This is a genomic window from Streptomyces sp. NPDC048291, assembly GCF_043201715.1.
Taxonomy (GTDB): domain Bacteria; phylum Actinomycetota; class Actinomycetes; order Streptomycetales; family Streptomycetaceae; genus Streptomyces.
This window is the reverse complement of record NZ_JBICZC010000031.1, coordinates 1-20,665: the sequence shown is the minus strand read 5'-3', so window position 1 is coordinate 20,665 and position 20,665 is coordinate 1. Positions and strand designations below refer to the sequence as shown.

Genomic DNA, 20,665 nt, shown 5'->3' with positions numbered 1-20,665 from the left:
CTCCTGGAACTGTCAGTCGGTGTGTGTACCGAAGAGCTTGCCGAACCTGCCCGTCAGCAGGTCCGCGCCCTTGTACTGGGCCGCAGCCTCGGGGCCGAGGACGCCCTGGCCGGGGAGCTGGGCAGCGCCTCCGGACGGGCCGAGCGGCAGGAGGATCGCGGCGGGACCCGGCTGGTAGGTGACGAGTTCCCCCGAGCCCGCCATCAGGGCCTTGATGTTGTCCGCGACCACCGCCGCATGGCGTGCTGCCGAACCGCCGCGCTTGGCCTCGGGGATGTCGGTGATGTCGCCGAGGGCGAAGACCGTGTCCTGTCCCTTGACCTGAAGGGTGTCGGTGACGGCGACCTCACCGCTTGCCAGGCGCGCGTCCGTGAGCGCAGCGGCGAGGTAGGCGGTGCTGGGGACGACGCCGAAGCAGCGGAACCAGATGTCCGCGGTGATGTCGACGTCCGAGACGGTGGTGACGTGGAAGGTGCCGTGCTCGCCCGGTGCCGTGGGCGGGTTCTCCTTGAGGGCGGTACCCAGCACGAGCCGGACGTCGAGGGCGGTGAGCTGGCGGCGGATCTCCTCGCGGAGCCCGGGCTCGTACCCGCCCAGGATGTCGGCCGCCGGGTCGACGATGACGACCTTCTTGCGCGGCCATGCGGCCTTGATCTCACCGGCGAACTCCAGTCCGACCGGTCCGGCGCCGAGCAGCAGCACACGGTCGGCGGCCCGGAGGGCGGCGTGGGCCTGCCGGTACTTGAGCTGGGCCGCGGCGGTGTCGTCGACGTCGCTCTTGGCGGGGAAGGGATAACCGGAGCCGGTGGCCAGCACGATGTAGTCGGCGGCGATCTCCTCACCCGAGGCCAGGGTCACCCGGCCCGGCTCCACCCGTACCGCGCGGTCGCGCACCACGCGCCCGTTGGTGAGGAGCTTGTCGTAGGGGAAGAAGACACGCGGAAGGAACTCCGGGTCCACTACGGCGCGCAGGGCCCCGACGGCATGGAAGAACGCGTCCTTGGGCTCGACCAGGACGACGTCGGCGACGTCGTCCAGTGCTTTGGCCGCGGCGCTTCCGCCGTAACCGCCGCCGATGACTACTACGGTCGGGGACATCTGTTGTACTCCTTCATGTCTTGCATGTGTGGACGCCGTCACGGAGCTGTGAGCAGGCCGTGCATCGCGCCGGACTGGTAGCGCTCGACGGCTTCGGCCACGCGCGCCCGGCTGGAGAGGCAGAACCCGCCGTACATGTAGGCGGGGGTGCGCAGCGGCCGGCCCGCTCCGAACAGGAACTGTCCGCCCTGCCCGCCGGCCTCCAACTCCACGGCCCCGGTGCCGGGTTCGAAGACGGCGAGGCCGGCCGGGCCGAGGTCGCCCCGGTTCACGGGGGTGGCGATGCGGCCCCCGCCCGCGACCGTCATGACGAAGCCGCGGAAGCCGGGGTCCACGGGGATCTCGATACGGGTACCGGGTGCCAGGACCAGGTCGTAGACGTGGGATCCGGCTGCCTCGCGGACCGGCGAGCACAGGCCGAAGGCGTCCCCGGCCACGACGCGGATCCGCACGCCCTCGGCGAGCTCGCAGGACGGCAGCTCCTGCGGGGTGAAGTGCATGCCGTACGGGGCGTCCTGCTCGGCGGTCTCGGGCAGCCGTACGAAGATCTGCGCGCCGTGCCCGAGCCGCCCGGCCTCCTCCACGACCTCGTCGTGCACGATGCCCGAGCCCGCGACGGTCCAGTGCACCCCGCCCGGTTCGATCAGGCTCCTGTCGCCGAGGCTGTCCCGGTTGTGGAACCGGGTGGTGGAGTCGTCGAACAGGTAGGTGACCGCGGAGAAGCCGGCATGCGGATGCGGCGCGAAGACCGGCCCGGTCATCCGGAAGAGGTCCGTGTTGAGGAAAGGATCGAGGTCGACCGCGAAGCGCGCCCCGCGGGCTGAGAAGAGCGCTCCCCTTTCGTGGGTTTCGATCTCCATGACGGTGGACAGGACCCGGGGCCCGTTCATGTCGTACTCCTTCTGCTCGTCTGCTCCGGGCCAGCCCGGACGGGCCGCCGGCGCGGACTCCCCGTGCTCTTGTCTCCCGGCGTTGACGGCCAGCGGTGTGATCAGCCGGCCGCCCGGGAACAGGGACCCCGCGGCGCTGTCCTTCAACGGCGACGGCCCGCAGAAGGCTCCCGCCGCCTCGGGGAGCCGTCCGGTGCCGCCGTCGAGATCGCGGTGAGCACCGCCGGCCTGTTGCGCGGTGTTGAGCAGTGCGCAGGCGACGGCGCCGTCCTGGTCGCGCACGCCGCCGACCGCGCCGGGGGTCACCGGGGCAAAGCTCATGCCGAGGCCGGGCGCGGAGACGGGCTCCGCATCTGCGGCGCTGTTGTACTGCCGGTCGGCATGGGAGGACTCCTGGTACGGACTGGATCGGAACATGCACCACATAAAATATACAAGCGTTGAGTTTTGTTCCCCACCCCCGTCCACCCCCGGCACCCGCGCCCGCGCCCGCGAGGGCGCCCGGCGGCACCGGCACGGGGTGCAACAGGGACGTCCGGCGGGACGGGCCCCTGGCGCCGGCGGCCGGTGCCCCTCGCATGCGGGTGCTCCGCTGGCGGGATCCGCCCGTCCTCGGTGCGCGGGGGTGCGCAGCCCGGCCGGCCCGGCCGCCTTCGCCGACTCCCCCGCGGTGCGCGCACGGCTTGCGCGGTGCCGCACGGACAGCCGAAGTCGGCGCCCGGGCGTGCGTTCACGCCGATCGGGGGCGGGCACGATGCACCCGCCCCCGATCGGCACCCGTGAGCGGGTCGGTCAGGAGGGCTTCTCCTCCTGGTTGACGATGAAGTCGGCCGGGATCTCGGGGCTCCAGACGGCCGGCGGGCAGTCCCAGTCGTTGGCCTTCCAGTTCTCGGTGATGCAGTCCATGTCGCTGGAGTACTCGATCCAGCTCCCCCACGGGTCCTTGACGTAGTGGAAGAAGTTGGAGCCCAGGGTGTGCCGGCCCAGTCCCCAGCCCTGGCTGTGTCCTGCGGCCGCCATGGACTGCGCGCCCATGGCGATCTGGTCGATGTCGGCGACCTCCCAGCTCGAATGGTGCAGCCCGGGATGAGTGCCGGGGACGAAGCCGAAGACGTGGTGGTCACCGGGCCCCGAGTTCATGAAGGTCGCCATGGACGGGATGCGGTCCGACAGGCGCAGGCCCAGGATGCGGGCGTAGAAGGCCTCGGACGCGTCCAGGTCCGTGCTGAAGATCAGCATGTGCCCGAGCCGCCGGGGGCGGGGCCTCTCGCTCGCGGTGAGCCAGCGGGCCTGGTCGACGCGGCGGATGCGGTCGCCGTAGTTGGGCTCGTGGGCGTCCGTCGTGCCGAAGTCCCGCCAGGCGCCGATCTCCTCGTCGCGCAGGTTCAGCAGGTTGCCCTCGTGATCGCGCAGCCACAGACCGCCGGAGAGTTCCGCGGGCGCGTCGAGCAGACGCACGCCGAGGCCCTCGAGATGGCTCTGCCATTCGGGCAGCGAGCCGGGCTCGACGGCGAACGCCACATGGTGCAGGCGCTTGACCGGGCCTTCCAGCAGCACGGTCTGGTCCTGCTCGCGGCCGTCGCAGCGGACCACCACGGAATTGCCCTGCTCGGCCGTCCGCAGTCCGAACGCGTCGTAGAAGCTCTGCCCCGTATCCAGGGAAGGGACCTGGAGCCCGTAGTGCAGAAGACCTTTGACACGCAGCATGACACTCTCCTCACGGTTCTGGTGCGCCGCGTCCCGACGGGCCGCACCACCCCTAAGTGTGTACACCTTTTGTTGCGAGAGTCCAGTTCTCCACAGGCGCCGTCCCGAGATCCTCGCCGCACACCATGACCGTGGCCTGCCCGACGGCAGGGGCTTCCCGGCCCGGTGCGAGATCGCCGATCACCCGGCGGGCCGTGCGCGCGAGATGCCCCGCGATCAGGCCGGCGGCCCGCTCCGGAGCGCCGGCCATGACGGCGGCGAACAGGTCGTAGTGCTCCTGTCGGCGCTGCGGGAACACGCCCGGGTGCCGGTCCTGCAGCGCGCGCAGATACCGCTCACTGCGTTCGGAGTAGGAGGTGATCGTGCGCAGGACCGTAGGAGTGCACCGGGACACGAGCACACGGTGGAAGGCACGGTGCGCCTCGTGCCAGGCTGCCACGTCGGCCCCCGCCTCCGCGCGGTCCATGTCGTGCAGGTGCGCCGAGGCCTCCTGCACCTCCTGCCTGGTCAGGTGTCCCGCGGTGACCCGCACCCCCATGGCCTCCAGCGAGATCCGTGCCGCGTAGAGGCAGTCCAGATCAGCCACGTCGAGGCCGGTGACCCGGCCCCGGTGGTTGATGTCGGCAGTGATCAGCCCCTCTTCCTGGAGCATCCGGAACGCCTCGCGCAGCGGGGTGCGGCTGACGTCGAAGACCCGGGCCAGCTCTGCCTGCTTCAGCTCGGTGCCGGGCGGCAGGACGCCGTCCAGGATCAGCCACCGCAGGTGGTCGTGGATCTCGATGCTGGTGCGCCTGGGATGCGAGATGACCGGCCGTGGCACGTCGTCGAATGGATCCGCCGAACCCGACTGCATCACCTGCGCCGACCGCCTCTCCGCCGCAACCAGCTCCCGCGGTTGGTCACATCACTTTCCACCACCCTACCCTTCCCGACGCAATGTGTATGCACTATGGTCCTGCTGTTCTACAGAGCCGCCAGCTGGAGGAAGAGCCATGCAGTCACCTGACTGGTCGTTGGTCCAGTACCGCACCAACGACTCCGAGAAGACCGCCGTCGGTGCGCTGGTCGGGGAGAAGGTCGTGGAAGGCCCGCCCGGGACGGCCGGCCTTACGCTCCTGGAAGTGCTGCAGCGGTGGGACGTTCTCGCGCCTGCCCTGCGCGAGTGGACGCCGTCGGCGGCCCCGGCCGTCGCGGACGCCCGTCTCGCGCCGCCCCTGACGTACCCGGGCAAGGTGGTGTGCGCCGGTGCCAACTACTGGGACCACATCGCCGAGATGGGCATCGAGCGCCCCGCCGCCCTGGGCGAGCCGTTCTTCTTCCTCAAGCCGCCGAGGACCACGGTCACCGGCCCCGGCGATCCCGTGCCGCTGCCCGGCTACCCCGGCGCGCGCGTGGACTGGGAGGCCGAACTCGCCGTCGTGATCGGCAGGCCCGGCCGTGACATCGCCCCCGACCAGGTTCCCGACCACGTGGCCGGCTACCTCGCGGCCAACGACATCTCCGCCCGTGACAGGCTCAAGGCCGCGCTGCCCGTCGCCGAGCCCTTCACCTTCGACTGGCTGGGGCACAAGGGCCAGGACGGCTTCTGCCCTCTGGGGCCCGGTCTCGTGCCCGGCTGGCAGGTGCCCGACCCGCAGGATCTGCGGATCCGGCTCACCGTCAACGGCGTGGTCAAGCAGGACTCCTCCACCGCGCAGATGATGATCCCCGTGCATGAGGTGGTGGCGGCGGCGAGCCGTCTCACCCGGCTCGAAGCCGGCGATGTGATCCTCACCGGTACACCCGCAGGATGCGGAGTGCCCCGCGGCGAGTTCCTGGCCGTCGGGGACGAGGTCGTCGTGGAGATCGAACGGATCGGCCGCCTGCACAACACCGTGGTGGCGTCGTGAGCAGCGCACCGGCCCGCACGGAGCGGGACTGGCCCAAACCGCTGCCCGTGCCCGGGTCCATGCAGGCCATGGTCTTCAACCGCTTCGGTCCGCCCGGCGTACTGGAGCGGGCGGTGACCGACACACCTCGCCCAGGCCCCGGCGAGGTCCTCGTCCAGGTCGCCGCGGTGAGCATCGGCCGTCTGCTGGACCTGGCGGCCCGTGCGGGCCGCCATCCGTACGCGGACTTCCGGTTCCCGCATGTCCTGGGCGCGGACCATTCGGGTGTCGTCGCCGCTCTCGGCGAAGGCGTCGGCTCGGTCCGGGTCGGGGACCGGGTGGCGGTCTTCCCCGTCGTCACCTGCGGTGTCTGCGCCTCTTGTACGCAGGGCCGCGAGGAGGCCTGCGCCGCCCTCTCCCTGATCGGCACCCATCGCCCGGGCGCCTACGCGCAGTACTGCGTGGCCCCCGCGCGCAACGTCCATCCGGTGCCCGACGGCATTTCGCCCGCGATGGCCGCGTCACTCGCGCTGGTCGGACCGGTCGCCGCCAACCAGCTCGCCCAGGCGGGGCTGCGGGCCGGTCACTGGGTGCTCGTGCAGGGCGCCGCCTCGGCCCTGGGATCCACCACGGCCGCGCTCGCCCGGCATCTCGGCGCACGGATCATCGCGACCTCCCGCTCGCCCGAAAAGCGCGAGGTGCTGTCCGCCGCGGGGGCCGAAGTGGTCCTGGACGCCACCGCCCCGGACTTCGCCGACCGGGTGCGCGAGGCGACCGGGGGCCATGGCGCGGACATCGCCGTCGACAACCTGGGCGACCCGGCCGTCTGGGACGCCACGGTGGACTCACTCGCGCGCGGCGGCACGGTGGTCACCTCCGGGGCCTTCCTCGGGGGCAGGGTGCAGCTCGATCTGCTGCGCCTGTACTCGAACTGCCAGCGCGTGATCGGAGTACGCACCGGGAACCCGGCGTCGGTCGAGGCTCTGTGGGCCCAGGCCGAGAACGGGTTCCGTGCCGTCGTCGACCGGACGTTCCCCATCGGGCGTGCCGCCGACGCGCACCGCTACCTGGAAGACGACAGCAATGTCGGACGTGTCGCGCTGATCCTCGGTACGGACGACTGGGAGGCCTGACAGACCAGGTCCCGCAAGACTCCGGCTAGAGCTCCCGGCCGATGCTCCGGGCAGCGTCCAGCACCGTCGGAGCGAGTTCCGTGAGCCGTGTCTTGCGGCAGCGTGAGGCGGGAGCCGCGACGGCGACGGCGGCGAGCGCACGACCGGCTCCGTCGCGGACACACGCCCCGACCGCGTTCACACCGCTCTCGCTCTCCTGCAGGTTGTATGCGTAGCCCAGGCGCCGGATCACGGCCAGTTCGGCCCGCAGTCGCTCCACGCTCTCCGCGGAGTGACCGGGCAGTCCACGGGGATACAGGGCCGCCACCTGTTCCGGTGGCAGTCCCGCCAGCAGGGCCTTGCCCCCCGAGGTGACATGGGCCGGCAGGACTGTGCCCGTCCGATAGCTGACGCGCAGGACCTGGGGTCCTTCTACGCCGTCCAGGAACCGCGCGCCGCTGCCTTCCAGCACCATGAGGTGGCTGGTCTCGTGGACCGTGTCCGTCAGCCGCTGGAGGTGCGGACGGGCGGTGGCGATCAGGTCGGGTGGCAGGGCACGGCTCCCCCGGATCGCGCGCAGGGCGGGACCCGGCCGGTACACCTTGTTCCCGTCCTGCTGGGCGAAACCGTGGAAGACGAGCATCGCCAGCACCCGGTGCGCCGTGGAACGCGCGATGCCGAGCTGCTCGGCGACATCCACCACACGCAGTTCCTCTCTCTCGTGCAGCAGCTGCACGGTACGTAGCGCGTTCCCGGCAGCCCCCACCGGATAGGCCGGGCGCTCCCGAGATTCCTGATTCTGCATAGAAGAACACTACCTCTTAGAGATTCCCCTATGGGAAACAGCGGCGTAACGTCAATCACGCCCGGAAACTGTGCACACTTCAGCCAACCGGACCTGCACCTGCCCTGGAGGCCCACATGACCGACGCTGCGAGCGAGCAGAAGCTGCTCGATGAGCTGTATGCAGATTTCGAGGACGCGGGGCTGATTCCGCTGTGGACCCAGCGCGACGACCTCATGCCCATGTCCCCCCGGTCCGCGGCAGTCCCCCACCTGTGGCGGTGGAGCGACCTGCTGCCGATCGCCGAGCGTTCCGGACAGCTCGTGCCGGTGGGGCGCGGCGGTGAGCGCAGGGCGATGGCCCTGTCGAACCCAGGTCTGCCAGGGCAGCCCTACGCCACACCGACGCTGTGGGCGGCCGTCCAGTACCTGGGCCCGCGGGAGGTGGCCCCCTCGCACCGGCACAGCCAGGGCGCCTTCCGGTTCGTCGTCGACGGCGAGGGCGTGTGGACGAACGTGGACGGTGACGCGGTGGCGATGCGCCGCGGTGACCTGCTGCTGACGCCCAGCTGGGCCTTCCACGAGCACCAGAACGTCACCGACCACCCGATGACCTGGATCGACGGTCTGGACATCCCTCTCGTCAGCAAGCTGGACGCCGGCTTCTTCGAGTTCGGTCCCGACGAGCTGTCGACCCGCCAGACACCGCACCGCTCGCGCGGCGAACGGCTGTGGGCGCACCCCGGCCTGCGCCCCATCAGCCAGCCGGACCGCCCCAACTCACCGCTCGCCGCCTACCGCTGGGAGCACACCGACGCCGCGCTCACCGCCCAGCTGGAACTGGAGTCGGAGGACGTACCCGGCACCATCGAGCCCGGCCATGCCGGAGTGCGCTTCTCCAACCCCACCACCGGCAGGGACGCCCTGGTCACGATCCGCACGGAGATGCGCAGGCTGCGTGCCGGGATCCGCACCACCCCCGTGCGCACGGTCGGCTCCGCGGTCTGGCAGGTGTTCGACGGCGAGGCCGCCGTGTCCGTCGGCGACAAGACCTTCGAGGTCGGCAAGGGCGACCTGTTCGCCGTCCCGTCCTGGTGCGAGGTGACGCTGACAGCCCGTACCCAGGTCGACCTCTTCCGTTTCAGCGACGAGCCCGTCTACGAGGCGCTCGGCCTCGCCCGTACCTCTCGAGGAGAACAGCAGTGAAGCTCGCCACCATCCGCACCGAAGAGGGCACCCGCGCCGTCCGCGTCGACACCGACGGCGCGGTCGATCTCGGAGAGACCGATCTCGCCGCCTTCCTGCGCCACACGGACTGGGCCGCCCGCGCGGCCGCCGCCGGCGGCGAGTGGCATGCCCTGGACACCCTGGACTACGCCCCGGTGGTCGTCGCACCCGAGAAGGTCATCTGCGTCGGTCTCAACTACCGCAACCACATTCTGGAGATGGGCCGCGAACTCCCCTCGTACCCGACCCTGTTCTCGAAGTACGCACGCGCGCTCGTGGGCGCGTACGACGATGTCGTGCTGCCTGCCTCCTCCGATCAGATGGACTGGGAGGCCGAACTCGCCGTCGTCATCGGCGCGGAGGTACGCCACGCCACTCCCGCCCAGGCACGTGCGGCGATCGCCGGCTACACGGTCCTCAACGACGTGACCGCCCGCGACTGGCAGTACCGCACCGCGCAGTGGCACCAGGGCAAGACCTTCGAGGCCACCACTCCCATCGGCCCCTGGCTGGTCACGGCCGACGATGCGGCGGTGGGCGCCCTGGAACTCGACCTGGCCTGCGAGGTCGACGGCGACACGGTGCAGAAGTCGAACACCGGCGACCTCGTCTTCGACCCGGCCACCCTCGTGGCCTACCTGTCGGAGATCGTCACGCTGGTGCCGGGTGACGTCATCGCGACGGGAACGCCCGGTGGCGTCGGACACGCCCGCAAGCCGGCCCGCTACCTCAAGGACGGCTCCGTCCTGGTCACCCGTATCGACGGTCTGGGCGAGTGCCGCAACGTCTGCCGCCGGGATCCCCGGTGAACTCGCGTCCGGACCTGGTGCTCGGCTGGGCCGCCGAGGGAACGGCGGTCTTCGAGGCCGCCGCCCGCACGGTGACCGACGCGGGTTTCACCCGCCCCTCGCTGCTGCCGGGCTGGACCCGCGCACACGTCGTCGCCCATGTCGCCCGCAACGCCGACGCCCTGGTCAATCTCCTGACCTGGGCCCGTACCGGCGTCACCACACCGATGTACACCTCACCGGAGCAGCGGTCGCGGGAGATCGAGGAGGGGGCGGGCCTGTCACCGGACGAGCTGCGGGCGGATCTGCGGGCGGCCGGGGCCCGGCTGGCCGAGGCGGCCGACGCGCTGCCGGAGGCGGCCTGGGACGCTCGGGTGCGCACGGCCCGGGGGCGGGAGGTACCGGTCTCGCAGACCGCGTGGATGCGGGTCCGCGAGGTCTGGGTGCACGCCGTCGACCTGGACGCGCACACCACGTTCGACGACCTCCCCCCGGACGTGTGCGCCGCGCTCCTGGACGACGTCACCGCTTCCTTCACCGCGCGGGCCGACGCGCCTCGCGTGAGGCTGCGCGCGGTGAGCGGTGACCGGGAGTGGGCCTTCGGCGCTCCCGGCACCGCCCGCCCCGTCACCGTGACCGCAGAGGTCCCGAGCCTGGCGGCGTACGCCACCGGGCGTCCTGTTCCCGCAGTACTGCACGCCGACGGCGGCGAACCGCTCCCCGTGCTGCCGGCCTGGCTGTGAAAGACAGAGGTACGACATGAAAATCGCCTGCATCGGCGCAGGTCCCGGCGGACTGTTCTTCGCCACCCTGCTCAAGCGCAACCGGCCGGGCGCCGAGGTCGTCGTCTTCGAGCGCAACCGCCCTGATGACACCTTCGGCTTCGGTGTGGTCTTCTCCGACGCCACCCTGGACGCCATCGACGCGGCCGACCCGGTCCTCAGCGACGCCCTGGCCAAGTACGGGCGGCACTGGGACGACATCGAGGTACGGGTGCACGGCGCGCGCGAGCGCATAGGCGGCATGGGCATGGCCGCGGTGGTCCGCAAGACCCTGCTGTCCCTGCTGCAGGACCAGGCGCGTGCGGCGGGTGTCACCATGCGCTTCCAGCACGAGGTCCGTGACCCCGCGGAGCTCGACGGCTTCGACCTGGTGGTGGTCTGCGACGGCGCCAACAGCCGCTTCCGGAATGTGTTCGCCGAGGACTTCGGGCCGACGGCGGAGGTGGCAAGTGCCAAGTTCATCTGGTTCGGCACCCCTCATCTCTTCGACGGGCTCACCTTCGTCCACCAGGACGGCCCGCACGGTGTGTTCGCCGCCCATGCCTATCCCATCAGCGACGGCCTGAGCACGTTCATCGTGGAGACCAACGCCGAGGCCTGGGCCGCGGCCGGGCTGGACACCTTCGATCCCGCAACCCCCCCGGGCTCCAGCGACGAGAAGTCGAAGAAGTACCTCGAGGATCTCTTCCGCGACCAGCTCGACGGACAGGGCCTCGTCGGGAACAACTCCCGGTGGGGCAACTTCGCCACCCGCAGGGCCCGTTCGTGGCGGCGCGGCCACTGGGTCCTGCTCGGCGACGCCGCGCACACCGCGCACTTCTCCGTCGGGTCGGGCACCAAGATGGCCATGGAGGACGCCGTCGCGCTCGCCGAGGCGCTGGGTGAGTCGCCCTACAGTGTGCCGGGCGCGCTGGAGATCTACGAAGAGCGCCGCCGCCCCGGTGTGGAGAAGATCCAGAACTCGGCGCGCCCCAGTCTGTCGTGGTGGGAGCACTTCGGGCGGTACGTCCGTTCCTTCGACGCCCCCGAACAGTTCGGCTTCCACTTCCTTTCGCGGAGCATCCCGCGGGCCAAGCTCGCCGTACGCGACGCCTCCTACGTGGAGCGGATCGACGGCTGGTGGCAGTCCCGGCACGGCGCAGCCCCTCTGGACACCCCCTTCCAGGACGGCCCGTTCAGGCTGCCCGGCCGCCGGGTGACGGCCACACCGGATGCCCTCGTCGGAAGTGACGGCACGCAGATCCCGATGTCCGTCTTCACTGGACAGCCGTCCGCGGCCGGGGTGTGGATCGACGCGCCGGACACCGAGGACGGGCTGCCGCTCGCCCTCGACAGGGTCAGGGAGGCCGCGCAGGTGAGTGTCCCGCTCATCGGCACCCGCGGCGGCACAGCACTGACCCGGATGCTGATCGCAGAGGAGGCCCGGCTCGCCCACCAGATCCCTGCCGCGGTCCTCGGCCCGTACGACGACGACAAGGCCACCACGCTCGTCCTGTCCGGCCGAGCCGACCTCGTGGGAGATGTCGCATGAACGGCCTCGACCCGCTGTTCGCACCGCGCGCCATCGCGGTGCTGGGCGCCTCGCCCGTCGCCGGCAAGCTGGGCGCGGCCATGACCGAGTCGCTGTCCGGCTTCCCGGGGACGGTGATGAAGGTCAACGCCGGCCGCCCGGATCCGGAACGCGGCTTCCACCCGACGGTTGCTGCGGCCGTGGCCGCCCACGGCGTCACCCCGGACCTCGTCATCTCCTGTGTGCCGGCCGCCGTGACCGCGGCCGCACTGCGGGAGGCCGCGACCGCCGGAGCGCGCGCCGCGCTGGTGTGCGCCGGGGGCTTCGCCGAGTCCGGCGCCGGGGGGGCCGTCCACCAGGAGGCCGTGGCCGCCGTCGTACGGGACACCGGGCTGCGGGTTCTGGGTCCCAACACGTCCGGTTTCTTTGCCCCGCACGCACGGCTGACGGCGAGTTTCGTGCCCGGGGTCGCCGACCTCGCGCCCGGCCCGGTCGCGGTCGTCGCGGCCAGCGGGGGTGTCAACCACGCGCTCGCCTTCGCGCTGGCGGAGACCGGCGTGGGGATACGGCTCGGAGTCGGCCTCGGCAACAGCCTGGATGTCACGCAGGCCGACGTCCTGTCGCACCTGGCCGGCGACGACGGGGTGCGCGCTGTCGCCCTGCATGTGGAGACGGCCGTCGACGGGCACCGGCTGACCAAGGCTGTACGACGGCTGGTCGACCGGGTTCCGGTGGTGGCCCTCGTGGTCGGCCGCAGCGACATCGGTGACTTCGCCAGGTCGCACACCGGGGCGCTCGCCACCTCCTGGCGGGTGACCCGTGCGGCGCTGCGGCAGGCGGGCGCGGTCCTGGTCGACGACGAACGAGAACTCGTCGACGCGGTGGCAGCCTTGGGACTCGTACGGCTGCCCGGGCACCCCGGCGCCGGAGTCGGTCTTGTCACCGCGCAGGCGGGTCCCGGCCTGCTGCTGACCGATGCCTTGCGCACGCGGGGGGTGTCCGTTCCCCCGCTGGTCGAACGAACGGTCAAGGAGATCGGCGAACTGCTTCCGGCCGGTCTCACCTACCAGCGCAACCCGGTCGACACCGGCCGTCCCTCGCCCGTCCTCACCCAGGTGGTGGAGCGCGTGTCCGAGGACCCGGGGATCCAGGTGACCGGCGTCTACGCCCTGCTGGAACCGACCGCCGTCGATGTCGCCGACGCGCTCACGAGCGCGCACCCGAAAACTCCTGTGGTGGCCGTCGTGGGCGGGCCGGCGGAGGCCGCCCGAAAGGCTCGTCTACGGCTCGGGAAGGCCGGTATTCCGGCCGCTGCGACCCCGGCTGCCGGAGCGGCGATGCTGCGAGCCCTCGTCGAGGACGCCTCCGTGCGGGCCCGTCTGGACGCATCCGCCGTCACCCCACCCGGTGCTCTCCCGCTCACCCTGACCGGACCGGTCGACGAGCACACCGCAAAAGGCGTCCTTGCCGAGCTGGGCATCCGCACGCCGGCGCGCCGGGTGTGTCCCGACTGGGAGGCTGCCCACACCGCACTCGACGAACTCGGCGGGCCGGTCGTGGTGAAGATCCTCGACGCCCGTGTCCTGCACAAGACGGAGGTCGGGGGCGTGCACGTCGGGATCACCACGCACGACCAGCTCGACGCCGCGCTGGCCCGGATGCCCGTGAGCCCAGCCGTGCTCGTCGAGCAGATGGCGCCCTCAGGCCCCGAACTGATCATGGGCGTCCGCCGTGACCCGGTCTTCGGACCCGTCGTGGCCCTCGGAGCGGGCGGTACGGCAGCCGAGATCCTCGGTGACGTGTCACTGCGCCTGGCGCCGTTGTCGGCGGACGAAGCCGATTCCATGCTGGACGACCTCGCCACCCGCGACCTGTTCCAGGGCGCCCGCGGGGCGGCACCGGTCGACCGGGCCCGTCTCGCCCATGCCTTGCTCGCCCTCTCCTCCCTCGCCGCCGACGACACGGTGGCCGAGTGCGAGATCAACCCCCTGCGCGTTCTGCCCGACGGCGACGTCGTCGCGCTCGACGCCGTCCTGCTGCTCCGCGACGAGCTCGCTCGATCCGATCAAGGAGGATCCGACGATGCGTGAAGGATTCGTCCCCTGGCCCAAGGAAGCCTCCGACCGCTACCGCGAGGCCGGCTACTGGCGCGGTGCACCACTTGGCTCCTACCTCCACGAGTGGGCACAGGCCTACGGCGACAAGGTCGCCGTCGTCGACGGCGGCACACGGCTGACGTACGGCCGGCTCGCCGACCTGGCCGACGGGCTGGCCGTAGGGCTGCTCGACGCCGGACTGACACCGGGTGACGCGATACTCGTCCAGCTGCCCAACGGCTGGGAGTTCGTGGCGCTCACCCTCGCCTGTCTGCGGGCGGGCATCGCGCCCGTCATGGCGCTGCCTGCCCACCGCGGTCACGAACTGCGCTACCTCGCCGCCCATGCCGAGGTGAAGGCCATCGCCGTCCCGGACCGGATCGGCGACTTCGACCACCAAACGCTCGGGCACGACATCGCGCAGGCGACTCCCAGCGTGCGGCTGCTGCTGGTCGCCGGCGGCGAGGCGCGGGAGGGGACCACCAGCCTGCACGCGCTGGCCCGCCCGGCCGACGACCCGGCAGCCGCCCGCGCCCGGCTGGACCGGCTCGCCCCGGACAGCGGCGACATCGCGGTGTTCCTGCTGTCCGGCGGCACCACCGGTCTGCCCAAGCTCATCACCCGTACCCACGACGACTACGAGTACAACGCGCGCCGCAGCGCCGAGGTCTGCGGCTTCGGCCCCGACACCGTGTACCTGGTCTCGCTGCCCGCCGCACACAACTTCCCGCTGGCCTGTCCCGGCATCCTCGGCACCCTGATGTGCGGCGGGCGGGTCGTCATGGCCCGCACCCCCGAGCCCGACAAGGTGTTCCCGCTGATGGCGGCGGAAGGGGTCACCGCCACCGCCGCCGTACCGGCCGTGACCCAGCGCTGGATCGACGCCGTCGCCTCCGGGCGGCATGCGGCCCCGGCCTCGCTGAGCCTGCTCCAGGTCGGCGGTGCCCGTCTGGCCCCGGAAGTGGCGCGGAAGGTCGAGCCGGTTCTCGGCGCTACGCTGCAGCAGGTCTTCGGCATGGCCGAAGGGCTCCTGAACTACACAGGGCTGGCCGATCCGGATGACATCAAGGCGCAGACCCAGGGGCGTCCCATGTGTCCCGACGACGAGATCCTGGTCGTCGACGCCGCCGACGAACCGGTACCGCCCGGCGAGATGGGGGCCCTGCTCACCCGCGGGCCGTACACCCCGCGCGGCTACTACCGGGCTCCTGAGCACAACGCCCGGTCCTTCACCCCGGACGGCTGGTACCGCACCGGCGACGTGGTCAGGGTCCACGCGAGCGGCAATCTCGTCGTCGAGGGCCGTGACAAGGATCTGATCAACCGTGGCGGTGAGAAGATCTCCGCCGAGGAGGTCGAGAACCTCATCTACCGCCTTCCCGGGGTGTCCCGTGTCGCGGCGGTCGCCCGTCCCGACCAGGAACTCGGTGAGCGGGTGTGCGCAGTCGTGGTCCCCGAGCCGGGGTCGGCGCTCACCCTGGAGTCGGTGCGCGAGGCCCTCGGCGCCATGGAGGTCGCCCGCTACAAGCTGCCCGAACACCTCGTCCTGGTAGAGGAATTGCCCCTCACCAAAGTCGGAAAGATCGACAAGAAGGCGCTGCGGGAGTTCGTCAGGCTCCCGGACGACGCCCGGTAGGACATCCGGCGGCGAGGAGTGAGTTCTTCGGGGATCCGGGCACACCGCCTTCTGCGTTCCCGGCCGGATATCCGGCTCGTACAGGGGCGGCGCTGCCGGACCGACCCGATGGGTGGGTGACCCTCATGCCCCGGCCGCGGCGGGCGGTCGGGGCCGCTGCGGCATGTCGGGGGCGATGAGGCTGCGGAACACCGGTACGACGACACGCAGGATGTCCTCGGTGTCCGCGCCGGCCAGGTCCGGCATGCGCAGCAGATAGCGCTGGCTGGCGATGCCCATCATCATCGCGCTGCACAGTGCGGCCCGCAGCCGGGCATCGTCGGCCGTGACCGTGGCGGCCACCGGCTCAACGGCCTGGGCGGTGATGTGGCTGCGCAGCAGCTCAGCGGCGTCTTCGCTGGTCATACTGGCGCGCAGAAGCACGGCCATGGGGCTGTCCGGATCCGAGGCCCAGGCTCCGAGCATCGCCCGAACGTAGTTCTCCACGGTCTGGGCGGGGTCGTCGGTGGTCAGCTCGGCGATGGGGATGTCCCAGCGGACGGCCTCCCGGAACAGCTCGTCCTTGTTGCCGAAGTACTGCATGACCGACGACTTGTCCACAGCGGCCTCGGCCGCGATGGCCCTGATGGTGGCACGCTCGTAGCCGACCTCAGCGAACTTCCGACGTGCCGCCTGCAGGATGCGCATCCGCGTGCGCTCGCCCTTACGGAGATACTCGGGCTCGGCCACAGGCTTCTCCGGCAGACCCGGGCCGCCGGCCTTCGGCTGCGGCACTTTCTCACTGGCATCGGCGGCGGGCACGATCCTGCTCCTTGTCCTGGCTGGCTCGTCACCGATGCTACGACGATGACATCCCGCATCCGCCTGTCAGGCCTGGCCGCCGACGATCCTGAGGGCCGAACGTGTAGTGACGGGCTCGTACTCCGGGGCGACATCGGCCAGTACGCCCAGGGCAGTACGCGCCAGGTGAACAGCGACCACCCTGGCGGCCTCCGCCTCGTCCTTCGCCTTCAGCGCCTCCAGCAACGCCTCGTGCTCCTTGCGAGCCCGAGCCCATGCTCCGGGTACGCCCAGCTGGGCGAGGCGGATGTAGCGCTCGCTGTGCTCGGCGAGTGAGGCGAGCATGCGCTGGAGCTGCGCTCCGACAGCCTGGGTGGCCGTGCGGTGGAATTCCCGGTGGGCGGCATACCACTCGTCGGGCTTCTCGTCATCCGCGAGAAGCTTCATCCGCTCCAGTATGTCCCTCATGCGGTCGAGATCCTCGCTGGTGAGCGTCTTCGCCGTCATGGTGACGGCCAGAGCCTCCAGCATGATGCGGGCCCCGTACACGCCGTCCAGATCCTCGGGATCCACTGCGCGCACCCTGGCACGTTGGTCCGGCCTGGAATCGATGAGCCCTTCCTCCTGCAGGAGCCGGAAGGCCTCGCGCATCGGAGTGCGGCTGACGCCCAGCTTGCGGGCCATATCTGCTTGGAGCAGCGCAGAACCCGGGGCCAGTTCACCGCTGAGGATCATGGCCCGCAGCCGGCCGTGCACATCGAGGGCAAGCCGGCGTCCGGCCGGAGCCACCTGCGAGTTCCCGCCAGATACGGGAGCGCTCCCTGCCGGGCCCACCGTCTCGTCCGGCTCCCGCTCTTCTGGCAATTCACTCGTATCGCTGCTCACAACGGGAGTCTACCCAGAAAGTGTATCCAATATGGGATCAGAGAGGCCCAGACCCGGACCGTAATCCACCAGCCGGTCACCAGCCGAACCCGAACCATTCCGGGACTGTATTCACCTTCTCCCCCATGAACGCGGCACCACCCGGGCGATCTCCCGCAAGCCGAACCGTCATCAAGGCCTGTGGAGCGACTTGGGGATGAGGCACCTCTTGGGTAATTGATCGACAGGTCACCGGGCAAGACCGCTGTTCACGACACCGGCCGGGGACACCCCCGTGCTCAGCGGCATGAACGCCGACGGCACCAGCGCCGCCGGCTCTCCCTTGTCGACGAGATCACCCACGGGCGCGCACCCAGCATGCTCGCCGCCGCGCTGGAGGCCGAAGTTCACTCCTGCAGAGCCGAGTTGGCCGGTCAGCGCGACGAGCGCGGCCACCGGTTCGTGGTGTCCGCAATGGCTGCCACCAGCCCAGGAAGGTCACCACCACGACCGAAGCGGTCACGGTGAAGGCGCCGCAGGCGCACGGCAAGCACGCCCCTCGTCTCCTCGTCCATGGCCACCCGGCTGCCCCAGGAGTGACACGCCGACCACCTCGCCTTCATGAACCGCGCCCCGGCGGAGACCGGCTGCGCGTACGGGCGGGCCGAGGACATCCACCTCGATGTCCGCCCGGAGGAGACCAAGGCGTGCATGCTCGTGCTCATCGGCGTGCTCGCATCCTGGGCCGACCTGCTGCACGACCTGCTCCTGCCGGGGGAGCGCGCCCCATGCCCGCCGTCAGCCAATGACGGCGCCTCGGCCTCCGGACGGCCCCGGCCGAGCCCTCCCGAAGACCGGCCAGCAGAGGCGCTGGGTTCACGAAACGGCCAACGTCCTCGATGCCCTTGTGAAGTCCCCCCGGCCCAGCACCGGGCGGTCCAGGACATCTGCGACGCCAAGGACAACCAGCAGTCAAGACGTTCGAAGCGCTCCGGGATCGGCGGAGAAGACTGAGCGTCGATCAGCGGAGATGCCCCGCCTGCGAAGCCTTCGGGGTTGCTTGAGTCGTGTTGCCCGGAACCCTGCGCGCCCGATCCCTGGTGCGAGCTCGCCGCCCCCTTACGACAAGACCACCGCCCTCTACCCGTCCGCTCCGCGCATCACAGGCATCTTCATCCATCCATTCGGCAATCTGGAATAAAAGGTCTAAACACCGACTGATCCCAACAAACTTCCCGCCCCGTAGGTGACTCCCATGGCCAGCGCGCCGCCCACCGCGTTCCTTACCATCGCCGGTCCCACCGCTGCGGCTCCCAGGCGGGCGCTGGCCCAGCCGGTCAGGACGAGTGCCGCCAGTACGGACCCCACGGTGACCGGGAGCCGCCAGTCGGCGGGTGGCAGGACGATCGCCAGCAGAGGCAGGAGTGCTCCCACGGTGAACGCCAGGAAGCTGGCGAGCGCCGCATTCCAGGGGTTCGTCAGTTCGTCCGGGTCGATGCCCAGTTCCACGCGCGCGTGAGCCTTCAGCGCGTCCCGCCCCGTGAGCTGGACCGCCGCCTCGCGGGCCACCTCGCGCGACAGGCCGCGGCGCTCCAGCAGCTCGGTCAGCTCCTCCAGTTCCGCCTGGGGCTGCTCCTTCAGCTCGCGTTTCTCCTGCGCCAGCGCGGCGAGTTCGGAGTCGCGCTGGGTGGACACCGAGACGTACTCGCCCGCCGCCATCGACATGGAGCCGGCGAGCAGCCCCGCCAGGCCCGCGGTCAGCAGGGCGTTGCGGTCGGCCGTGGCGCCCGCGACGCCGACGACGATGCCCGCCGTCGACACGATGCCGTCGTTCGCGCCCAGTACGGCCGCCCGCAGCCAGTTCAGCCGGGAGCCGAGCGCTCCCCCGTGGGCCTCGTTGTCGTGCGTAGGTTCCGTCACAGGACTGAGGATCGCACCCAGGGGCTCACGAGCGGGGTACCGACGTCGCCAGCCCCGCACCGAGGCGCCCTGCGCGAACACCGGGCTCGTCGCGTCCGCCGGCGGGGCAGGCAACGGCTCCGCGATCTCCGTCACCATCGGTCTCGCCTTCGCCGCGATCGGGTCCCGGAGCTCCAGATCAAAGGGACGGCATCGACGTGCGGTCGTCCTCAGGCATCGCGGTCACAGGCATCGGACACTGCTGCTCCTCCCCTGCCGGCCGGAGGGGCCGTTCCTGCGGCCGACGAGGTTCACCCGGCGATCAGACCGGCAAAACGCGGTGCTCCTGCCCGGTGATGCCAGGCGTGCCTCGGCCTCTCGACGGACCGTGACACACTCAATCGGCAGGCCCACCAGCCCCGATGAGCCCACGCTGAGCCAGATCTTCCGGCCTGGACACGCCGTTGAGTGCCCGACACACCTGACCGGGGGTGCGCAGGTGAATGGTACGGCCGTGGACGCCGTCAGCTTCCCTGCTGGCCAGCCAAGCAAGGAAATCGCCGATCTCCCGGCCCTTAAGGCTTGATCCGGGACAGCTGCCGTCTGCATCGGGGTAGGCCCACATGACAACGTCATTGACCCGCGGATCACCCTCGGTCTGGTCAGCGATGGCAAGAGTGAGCCGGTTCCGTGCGGCGGTGGTCGCCGCCAGCGCACCGCTCCGGGCACGAACGGCGTTGGCGAATCCGGCGGAACCGCTGATTGTCGTATACGAGCCACCGCACTTCAGCGAAGGCACCAAGAACTCAGCGACCAGAAAATGGGGGTACAGCGTGGCCTCGACCACGGAACGGAAGGTCTCGAAGCCTCCCGTGAGGACCGGCATTCCTTGATGCCAAGTGGCGAGCGCCGAAACGACAGCGTCCAGACCGCCGAAAGTCCGGGCTTCGGCTTGCTCAACAACGGCTTCCACACCTTCAGGGGTACCAAGGTCACCTGGGATCCCGACGAGCCGGCCCAGCATGCAGGGCGCAAGGCGAGATCGGAGCCGGTCGAACTTGACTGCGTCACGCACAGGCACAAGCACGTCAGCACCAGCACGCAGCAGCCCGTCAACGGCGAAGAACCCGACCTTCCCGGTTCCACCGACGACAAGCGCGGTGACGCCATCCAGGTCCGGGCACGGAGACGAGGGAGGCATCAGTCCACCTTCCTGATCCCGTCAGGGCCGTCATCCGCCCTGACGGCGGTTGAGCCACAGACCTTGGGTGGCAACGCTGGTACCGACAGACTGCGACGCAGGGACACTTCTCTGTAAGTGTGTGTCCACTTCACACTTCTTGACAACCCTCAGCTATCGAAAATTTCAGGACAATATGTAATAATTTCCCTAAACGACATACTCTGGATGATCCGCCATCTGGACAAAGTGCATGCAGATCATTCCAGTCGCCAGCTCACAGGATCTTGAGGCGAAGCCGTGCAGGCACCTGGCCCCTCAGTCCTGGGGCGCTGTGTACGGAGCGGTCATTTCGGTGATCGCTGGTCCATCGCAAGATTGGTTTCGAGATCATGGGAAAGCTCAGCGGTAAGGTCGCACTGGTCACCGGCGCGGGCCGTGGTAT

Annotated in this window: 19 protein-coding genes; 9 read left to right on the top strand and 10 right to left on the bottom strand. The window is 70.5% G+C overall.

Annotated features, from left to right (window positions below):
• Nucleotides 1–12 precede the first annotated feature (12 nt).
• The 4 genes from ACGF5O_RS48400 to ACGF5O_RS48385 all read right to left on the bottom strand — a co-directional run bounded on the left by ACGF5O_RS48400 (nucleotide 13) and on the right by ACGF5O_RS48385 (nucleotide 4,515).
• A complete protein-coding gene (locus ACGF5O_RS48400; protein WP_393816352.1) occupies nucleotides 13–1,098 on the bottom strand; it encodes an FAD-dependent oxidoreductase in 1,086 nt (361 codons plus the stop codon).
• A 38-nt stretch (nucleotides 1,099–1,136) separates the two neighbouring features.
• Nucleotides 1,137–2,405 carry a pirin family protein gene (locus tag ACGF5O_RS48395; RefSeq protein ID WP_393816351.1) on the bottom strand — a complete coding sequence of 423 codons (1,269 nt, stop codon included), beginning with the start codon at nucleotides 2,403–2,405 and terminating at the stop codon, nucleotides 1,137–1,139.
• A 375-nt stretch (nucleotides 2,406–2,780) separates the two neighbouring features.
• Nucleotides 2,781–3,695 (bottom strand): VOC family protein, encoded by a 915-nt coding sequence (locus ACGF5O_RS48390; protein WP_393816350.1) that lies wholly within the window; start codon nucleotides 3,693–3,695, stop codon nucleotides 2,781–2,783.
• 52 nt (nucleotides 3,696–3,747) lie between these two features.
• The gene (locus ACGF5O_RS48385) at nucleotides 3,748–4,515 is read right to left on the bottom strand and encodes a GntR family transcriptional regulator (RefSeq protein WP_393816349.1); all 768 of its coding nucleotides are present in this window, start codon (nucleotides 4,513–4,515) and stop codon (nucleotides 3,748–3,750) included.
• Nucleotides 4,516–4,687: 172 nt separating this feature from the next.
• Here ACGF5O_RS48385 and ACGF5O_RS48380 point away from each other — a divergent pair, with 172 nt between their 5' ends.
• Both ACGF5O_RS48380 and ACGF5O_RS48375 read left to right on the top strand, forming a co-directional pair.
• A complete protein-coding gene (locus ACGF5O_RS48380) occupies nucleotides 4,688–5,584 on the top strand; it encodes a fumarylacetoacetate hydrolase family protein (protein ID WP_393816348.1) in 897 nt (298 codons plus the stop codon).
• Nucleotides 5,581–6,696, top strand: a complete 1,116-nt coding sequence (locus tag ACGF5O_RS48375) for a zinc-binding dehydrogenase (RefSeq protein ID WP_393816347.1) — start codon at nucleotides 5,581–5,583, stop codon at nucleotides 6,694–6,696. The genes ACGF5O_RS48380 and ACGF5O_RS48375 overlap by 4 nt, the downstream gene beginning before the upstream one ends.
• A gap of 25 nt (nucleotides 6,697–6,721) precedes the next feature.
• Here ACGF5O_RS48375 and ACGF5O_RS48370 read toward each other — a convergent pair whose 3' ends face one another.
• Complete coding sequence (locus tag ACGF5O_RS48370; protein WP_362602621.1) at nucleotides 6,722–7,480, bottom strand: IclR family transcriptional regulator; 759 nt, start codon at nucleotides 7,478–7,480, stop codon at nucleotides 6,722–6,724.
• Between the two features lie 116 nt (nucleotides 7,481–7,596).
• Here ACGF5O_RS48370 and ACGF5O_RS48365 point away from each other — a divergent pair, with 116 nt between their 5' ends.
• Genes ACGF5O_RS48365 through ACGF5O_RS48340 form a run of 6 tightly spaced genes read left to right on the top strand, consistent with a single transcriptional unit; the run spans nucleotide 7,597 to nucleotide 15,497 of the window.
• Nucleotides 7,597–8,664 (top strand): cupin domain-containing protein, encoded by a 1,068-nt coding sequence (locus ACGF5O_RS48365; RefSeq protein WP_393816346.1) that lies wholly within the window; start codon nucleotides 7,597–7,599, stop codon nucleotides 8,662–8,664.
• Nucleotides 8,661–9,494 carry a fumarylacetoacetate hydrolase family protein gene (locus ACGF5O_RS48360; RefSeq protein ID WP_393816345.1) on the top strand — a complete coding sequence of 278 codons (834 nt, stop codon included), beginning with the start codon at nucleotides 8,661–8,663 and terminating at the stop codon, nucleotides 9,492–9,494. Before ACGF5O_RS48365 ends, ACGF5O_RS48360 begins: the two co-directional genes overlap by 4 nt.
• A complete protein-coding gene (locus tag ACGF5O_RS48355; RefSeq protein WP_393816344.1) occupies nucleotides 9,491–10,216 on the top strand; it encodes a maleylpyruvate isomerase family mycothiol-dependent enzyme in 726 nt (241 codons plus the stop codon). Before ACGF5O_RS48360 ends, ACGF5O_RS48355 begins: the two co-directional genes overlap by 4 nt.
• Nucleotides 10,217–10,232: 16 nt before the next feature.
• On the top strand, nucleotides 10,233–11,786 hold the full coding sequence (locus ACGF5O_RS48350; RefSeq protein WP_393816343.1) for an FAD-dependent monooxygenase: 1,554 nt from the start codon (nucleotides 10,233–10,235) through the stop codon (nucleotides 11,784–11,786).
• Nucleotides 11,783–13,855, top strand: a complete 2,073-nt coding sequence (locus ACGF5O_RS48345) for an acetate--CoA ligase family protein (protein WP_393816342.1) — start codon at nucleotides 11,783–11,785, stop codon at nucleotides 13,853–13,855. The genes ACGF5O_RS48350 and ACGF5O_RS48345 overlap by 4 nt, the downstream gene beginning before the upstream one ends.
• Complete coding sequence (locus ACGF5O_RS48340; protein WP_393816341.1) at nucleotides 13,848–15,497, top strand: (2,3-dihydroxybenzoyl)adenylate synthase; 1,650 nt, start codon at nucleotides 13,848–13,850, stop codon at nucleotides 15,495–15,497. Before ACGF5O_RS48345 ends, ACGF5O_RS48340 begins: the two co-directional genes overlap by 8 nt.
• Nucleotides 15,498–15,620: 123 nt before the next feature.
• On the opposite strand, the gene ACGF5O_RS48335 is transcribed toward ACGF5O_RS48340, so the two are convergent.
• The 3 genes from ACGF5O_RS48335 to ACGF5O_RS48325 all read right to left on the bottom strand — a co-directional run bounded on the left by ACGF5O_RS48335 (nucleotide 15,621) and on the right by ACGF5O_RS48325 (nucleotide 17,597).
• The gene (locus tag ACGF5O_RS48335) at nucleotides 15,621–16,298 is read right to left on the bottom strand and encodes a TetR family transcriptional regulator (protein ID WP_393816340.1); all 678 of its coding nucleotides are present in this window, start codon (nucleotides 16,296–16,298) and stop codon (nucleotides 15,621–15,623) included.
• Nucleotides 16,299–16,364: 66 nt separating this feature from the next.
• The gene (locus tag ACGF5O_RS48330) at nucleotides 16,365–17,162 is read right to left on the bottom strand and encodes a GntR family transcriptional regulator (RefSeq protein ID WP_393816339.1); all 798 of its coding nucleotides are present in this window, start codon (nucleotides 17,160–17,162) and stop codon (nucleotides 16,365–16,367) included.
• 228 nt (nucleotides 17,163–17,390) lie between these two features.
• Nucleotides 17,391–17,597, bottom strand: a complete 207-nt coding sequence (locus tag ACGF5O_RS48325) for a hypothetical protein (protein ID WP_362602594.1) — start codon at nucleotides 17,595–17,597, stop codon at nucleotides 17,391–17,393.
• 165 nt (nucleotides 17,598–17,762) lie between these two features.
• Here ACGF5O_RS48325 and ACGF5O_RS48320 point away from each other — a divergent pair, with 165 nt between their 5' ends.
• Nucleotides 17,763–18,155 (top strand): hypothetical protein, encoded by a 393-nt coding sequence (locus ACGF5O_RS48320; protein WP_393816338.1) that lies wholly within the window; start codon nucleotides 17,763–17,765, stop codon nucleotides 18,153–18,155.
• Nucleotides 18,156–18,347: 192 nt separating this feature from the next.
• Here the strand turns inward: ACGF5O_RS48320 and ACGF5O_RS48315 are convergent, their stop codons facing one another.
• Together ACGF5O_RS48315 and ACGF5O_RS48310 are read right to left on the bottom strand one after the other, a co-directional pair.
• Nucleotides 18,348–19,061 (bottom strand): VIT family protein, encoded by a 714-nt coding sequence (locus ACGF5O_RS48315; RefSeq protein WP_393816337.1) that lies wholly within the window; start codon nucleotides 19,059–19,061, stop codon nucleotides 18,348–18,350.
• 376 nt (nucleotides 19,062–19,437) lie between these two features.
• Nucleotides 19,438–20,241: an SDR family oxidoreductase gene (locus ACGF5O_RS48310; protein WP_362602586.1), complete on the bottom strand. Its 804-nt coding sequence runs from the start codon at nucleotides 20,239–20,241 to the stop codon at nucleotides 19,438–19,440.
• Between the last annotated feature and the right edge of the window lie 424 nt (nucleotides 20,242–20,665).

Coding starts and splice junctions, on each gene's coding strand:
- ACGF5O_RS48400 (WP_393816352.1), bottom strand. CDS start 1,098: ATGTCCCCGACCGTAGTAGTCATCGGCGGCGGTTACGGCGGAAGCGCC.
- ACGF5O_RS48395 (WP_393816351.1), bottom strand. CDS start 2,405: ATGTTCCGATCCAGTCCGTACCAGGAGTCCTCCCATGCCGACCGGCAG.
- ACGF5O_RS48390 (WP_393816350.1), bottom strand. CDS start 3,695: ATGCTGCGTGTCAAAGGTCTTCTGCACTACGGGCTCCAGGTCCCTTCC.
- ACGF5O_RS48380 (WP_393816348.1), top strand. CDS start 4,688: ATGCAGTCACCTGACTGGTCGTTGGTCCAGTACCGCACCAACGACTCC.
- ACGF5O_RS48370 (WP_362602621.1), bottom strand. CDS start 7,480: ATGCAGAATCAGGAATCTCGGGAGCGCCCGGCCTATCCGGTGGGGGCT.
- ACGF5O_RS48365 (WP_393816346.1), top strand. CDS start 7,597: ATGACCGACGCTGCGAGCGAGCAGAAGCTGCTCGATGAGCTGTATGCA.
- ACGF5O_RS48350 (WP_393816343.1), top strand. CDS start 10,233: ATGAAAATCGCCTGCATCGGCGCAGGTCCCGGCGGACTGTTCTTCGCC.
- ACGF5O_RS48345 (WP_393816342.1), top strand. CDS start 11,783: ATGAACGGCCTCGACCCGCTGTTCGCACCGCGCGCCATCGCGGTGCTG.
- ACGF5O_RS48340 (WP_393816341.1), top strand. CDS start 13,848: ATGCGTGAAGGATTCGTCCCCTGGCCCAAGGAAGCCTCCGACCGCTAC.
- ACGF5O_RS48320 (WP_393816338.1), top strand. CDS start 17,763: ATGAACCGCGCCCCGGCGGAGACCGGCTGCGCGTACGGGCGGGCCGAG.
- ACGF5O_RS48310 (WP_362602586.1), bottom strand. CDS start 20,241: ATGCCTCCCTCGTCTCCGTGCCCGGACCTGGATGGCGTCACCGCGCTT.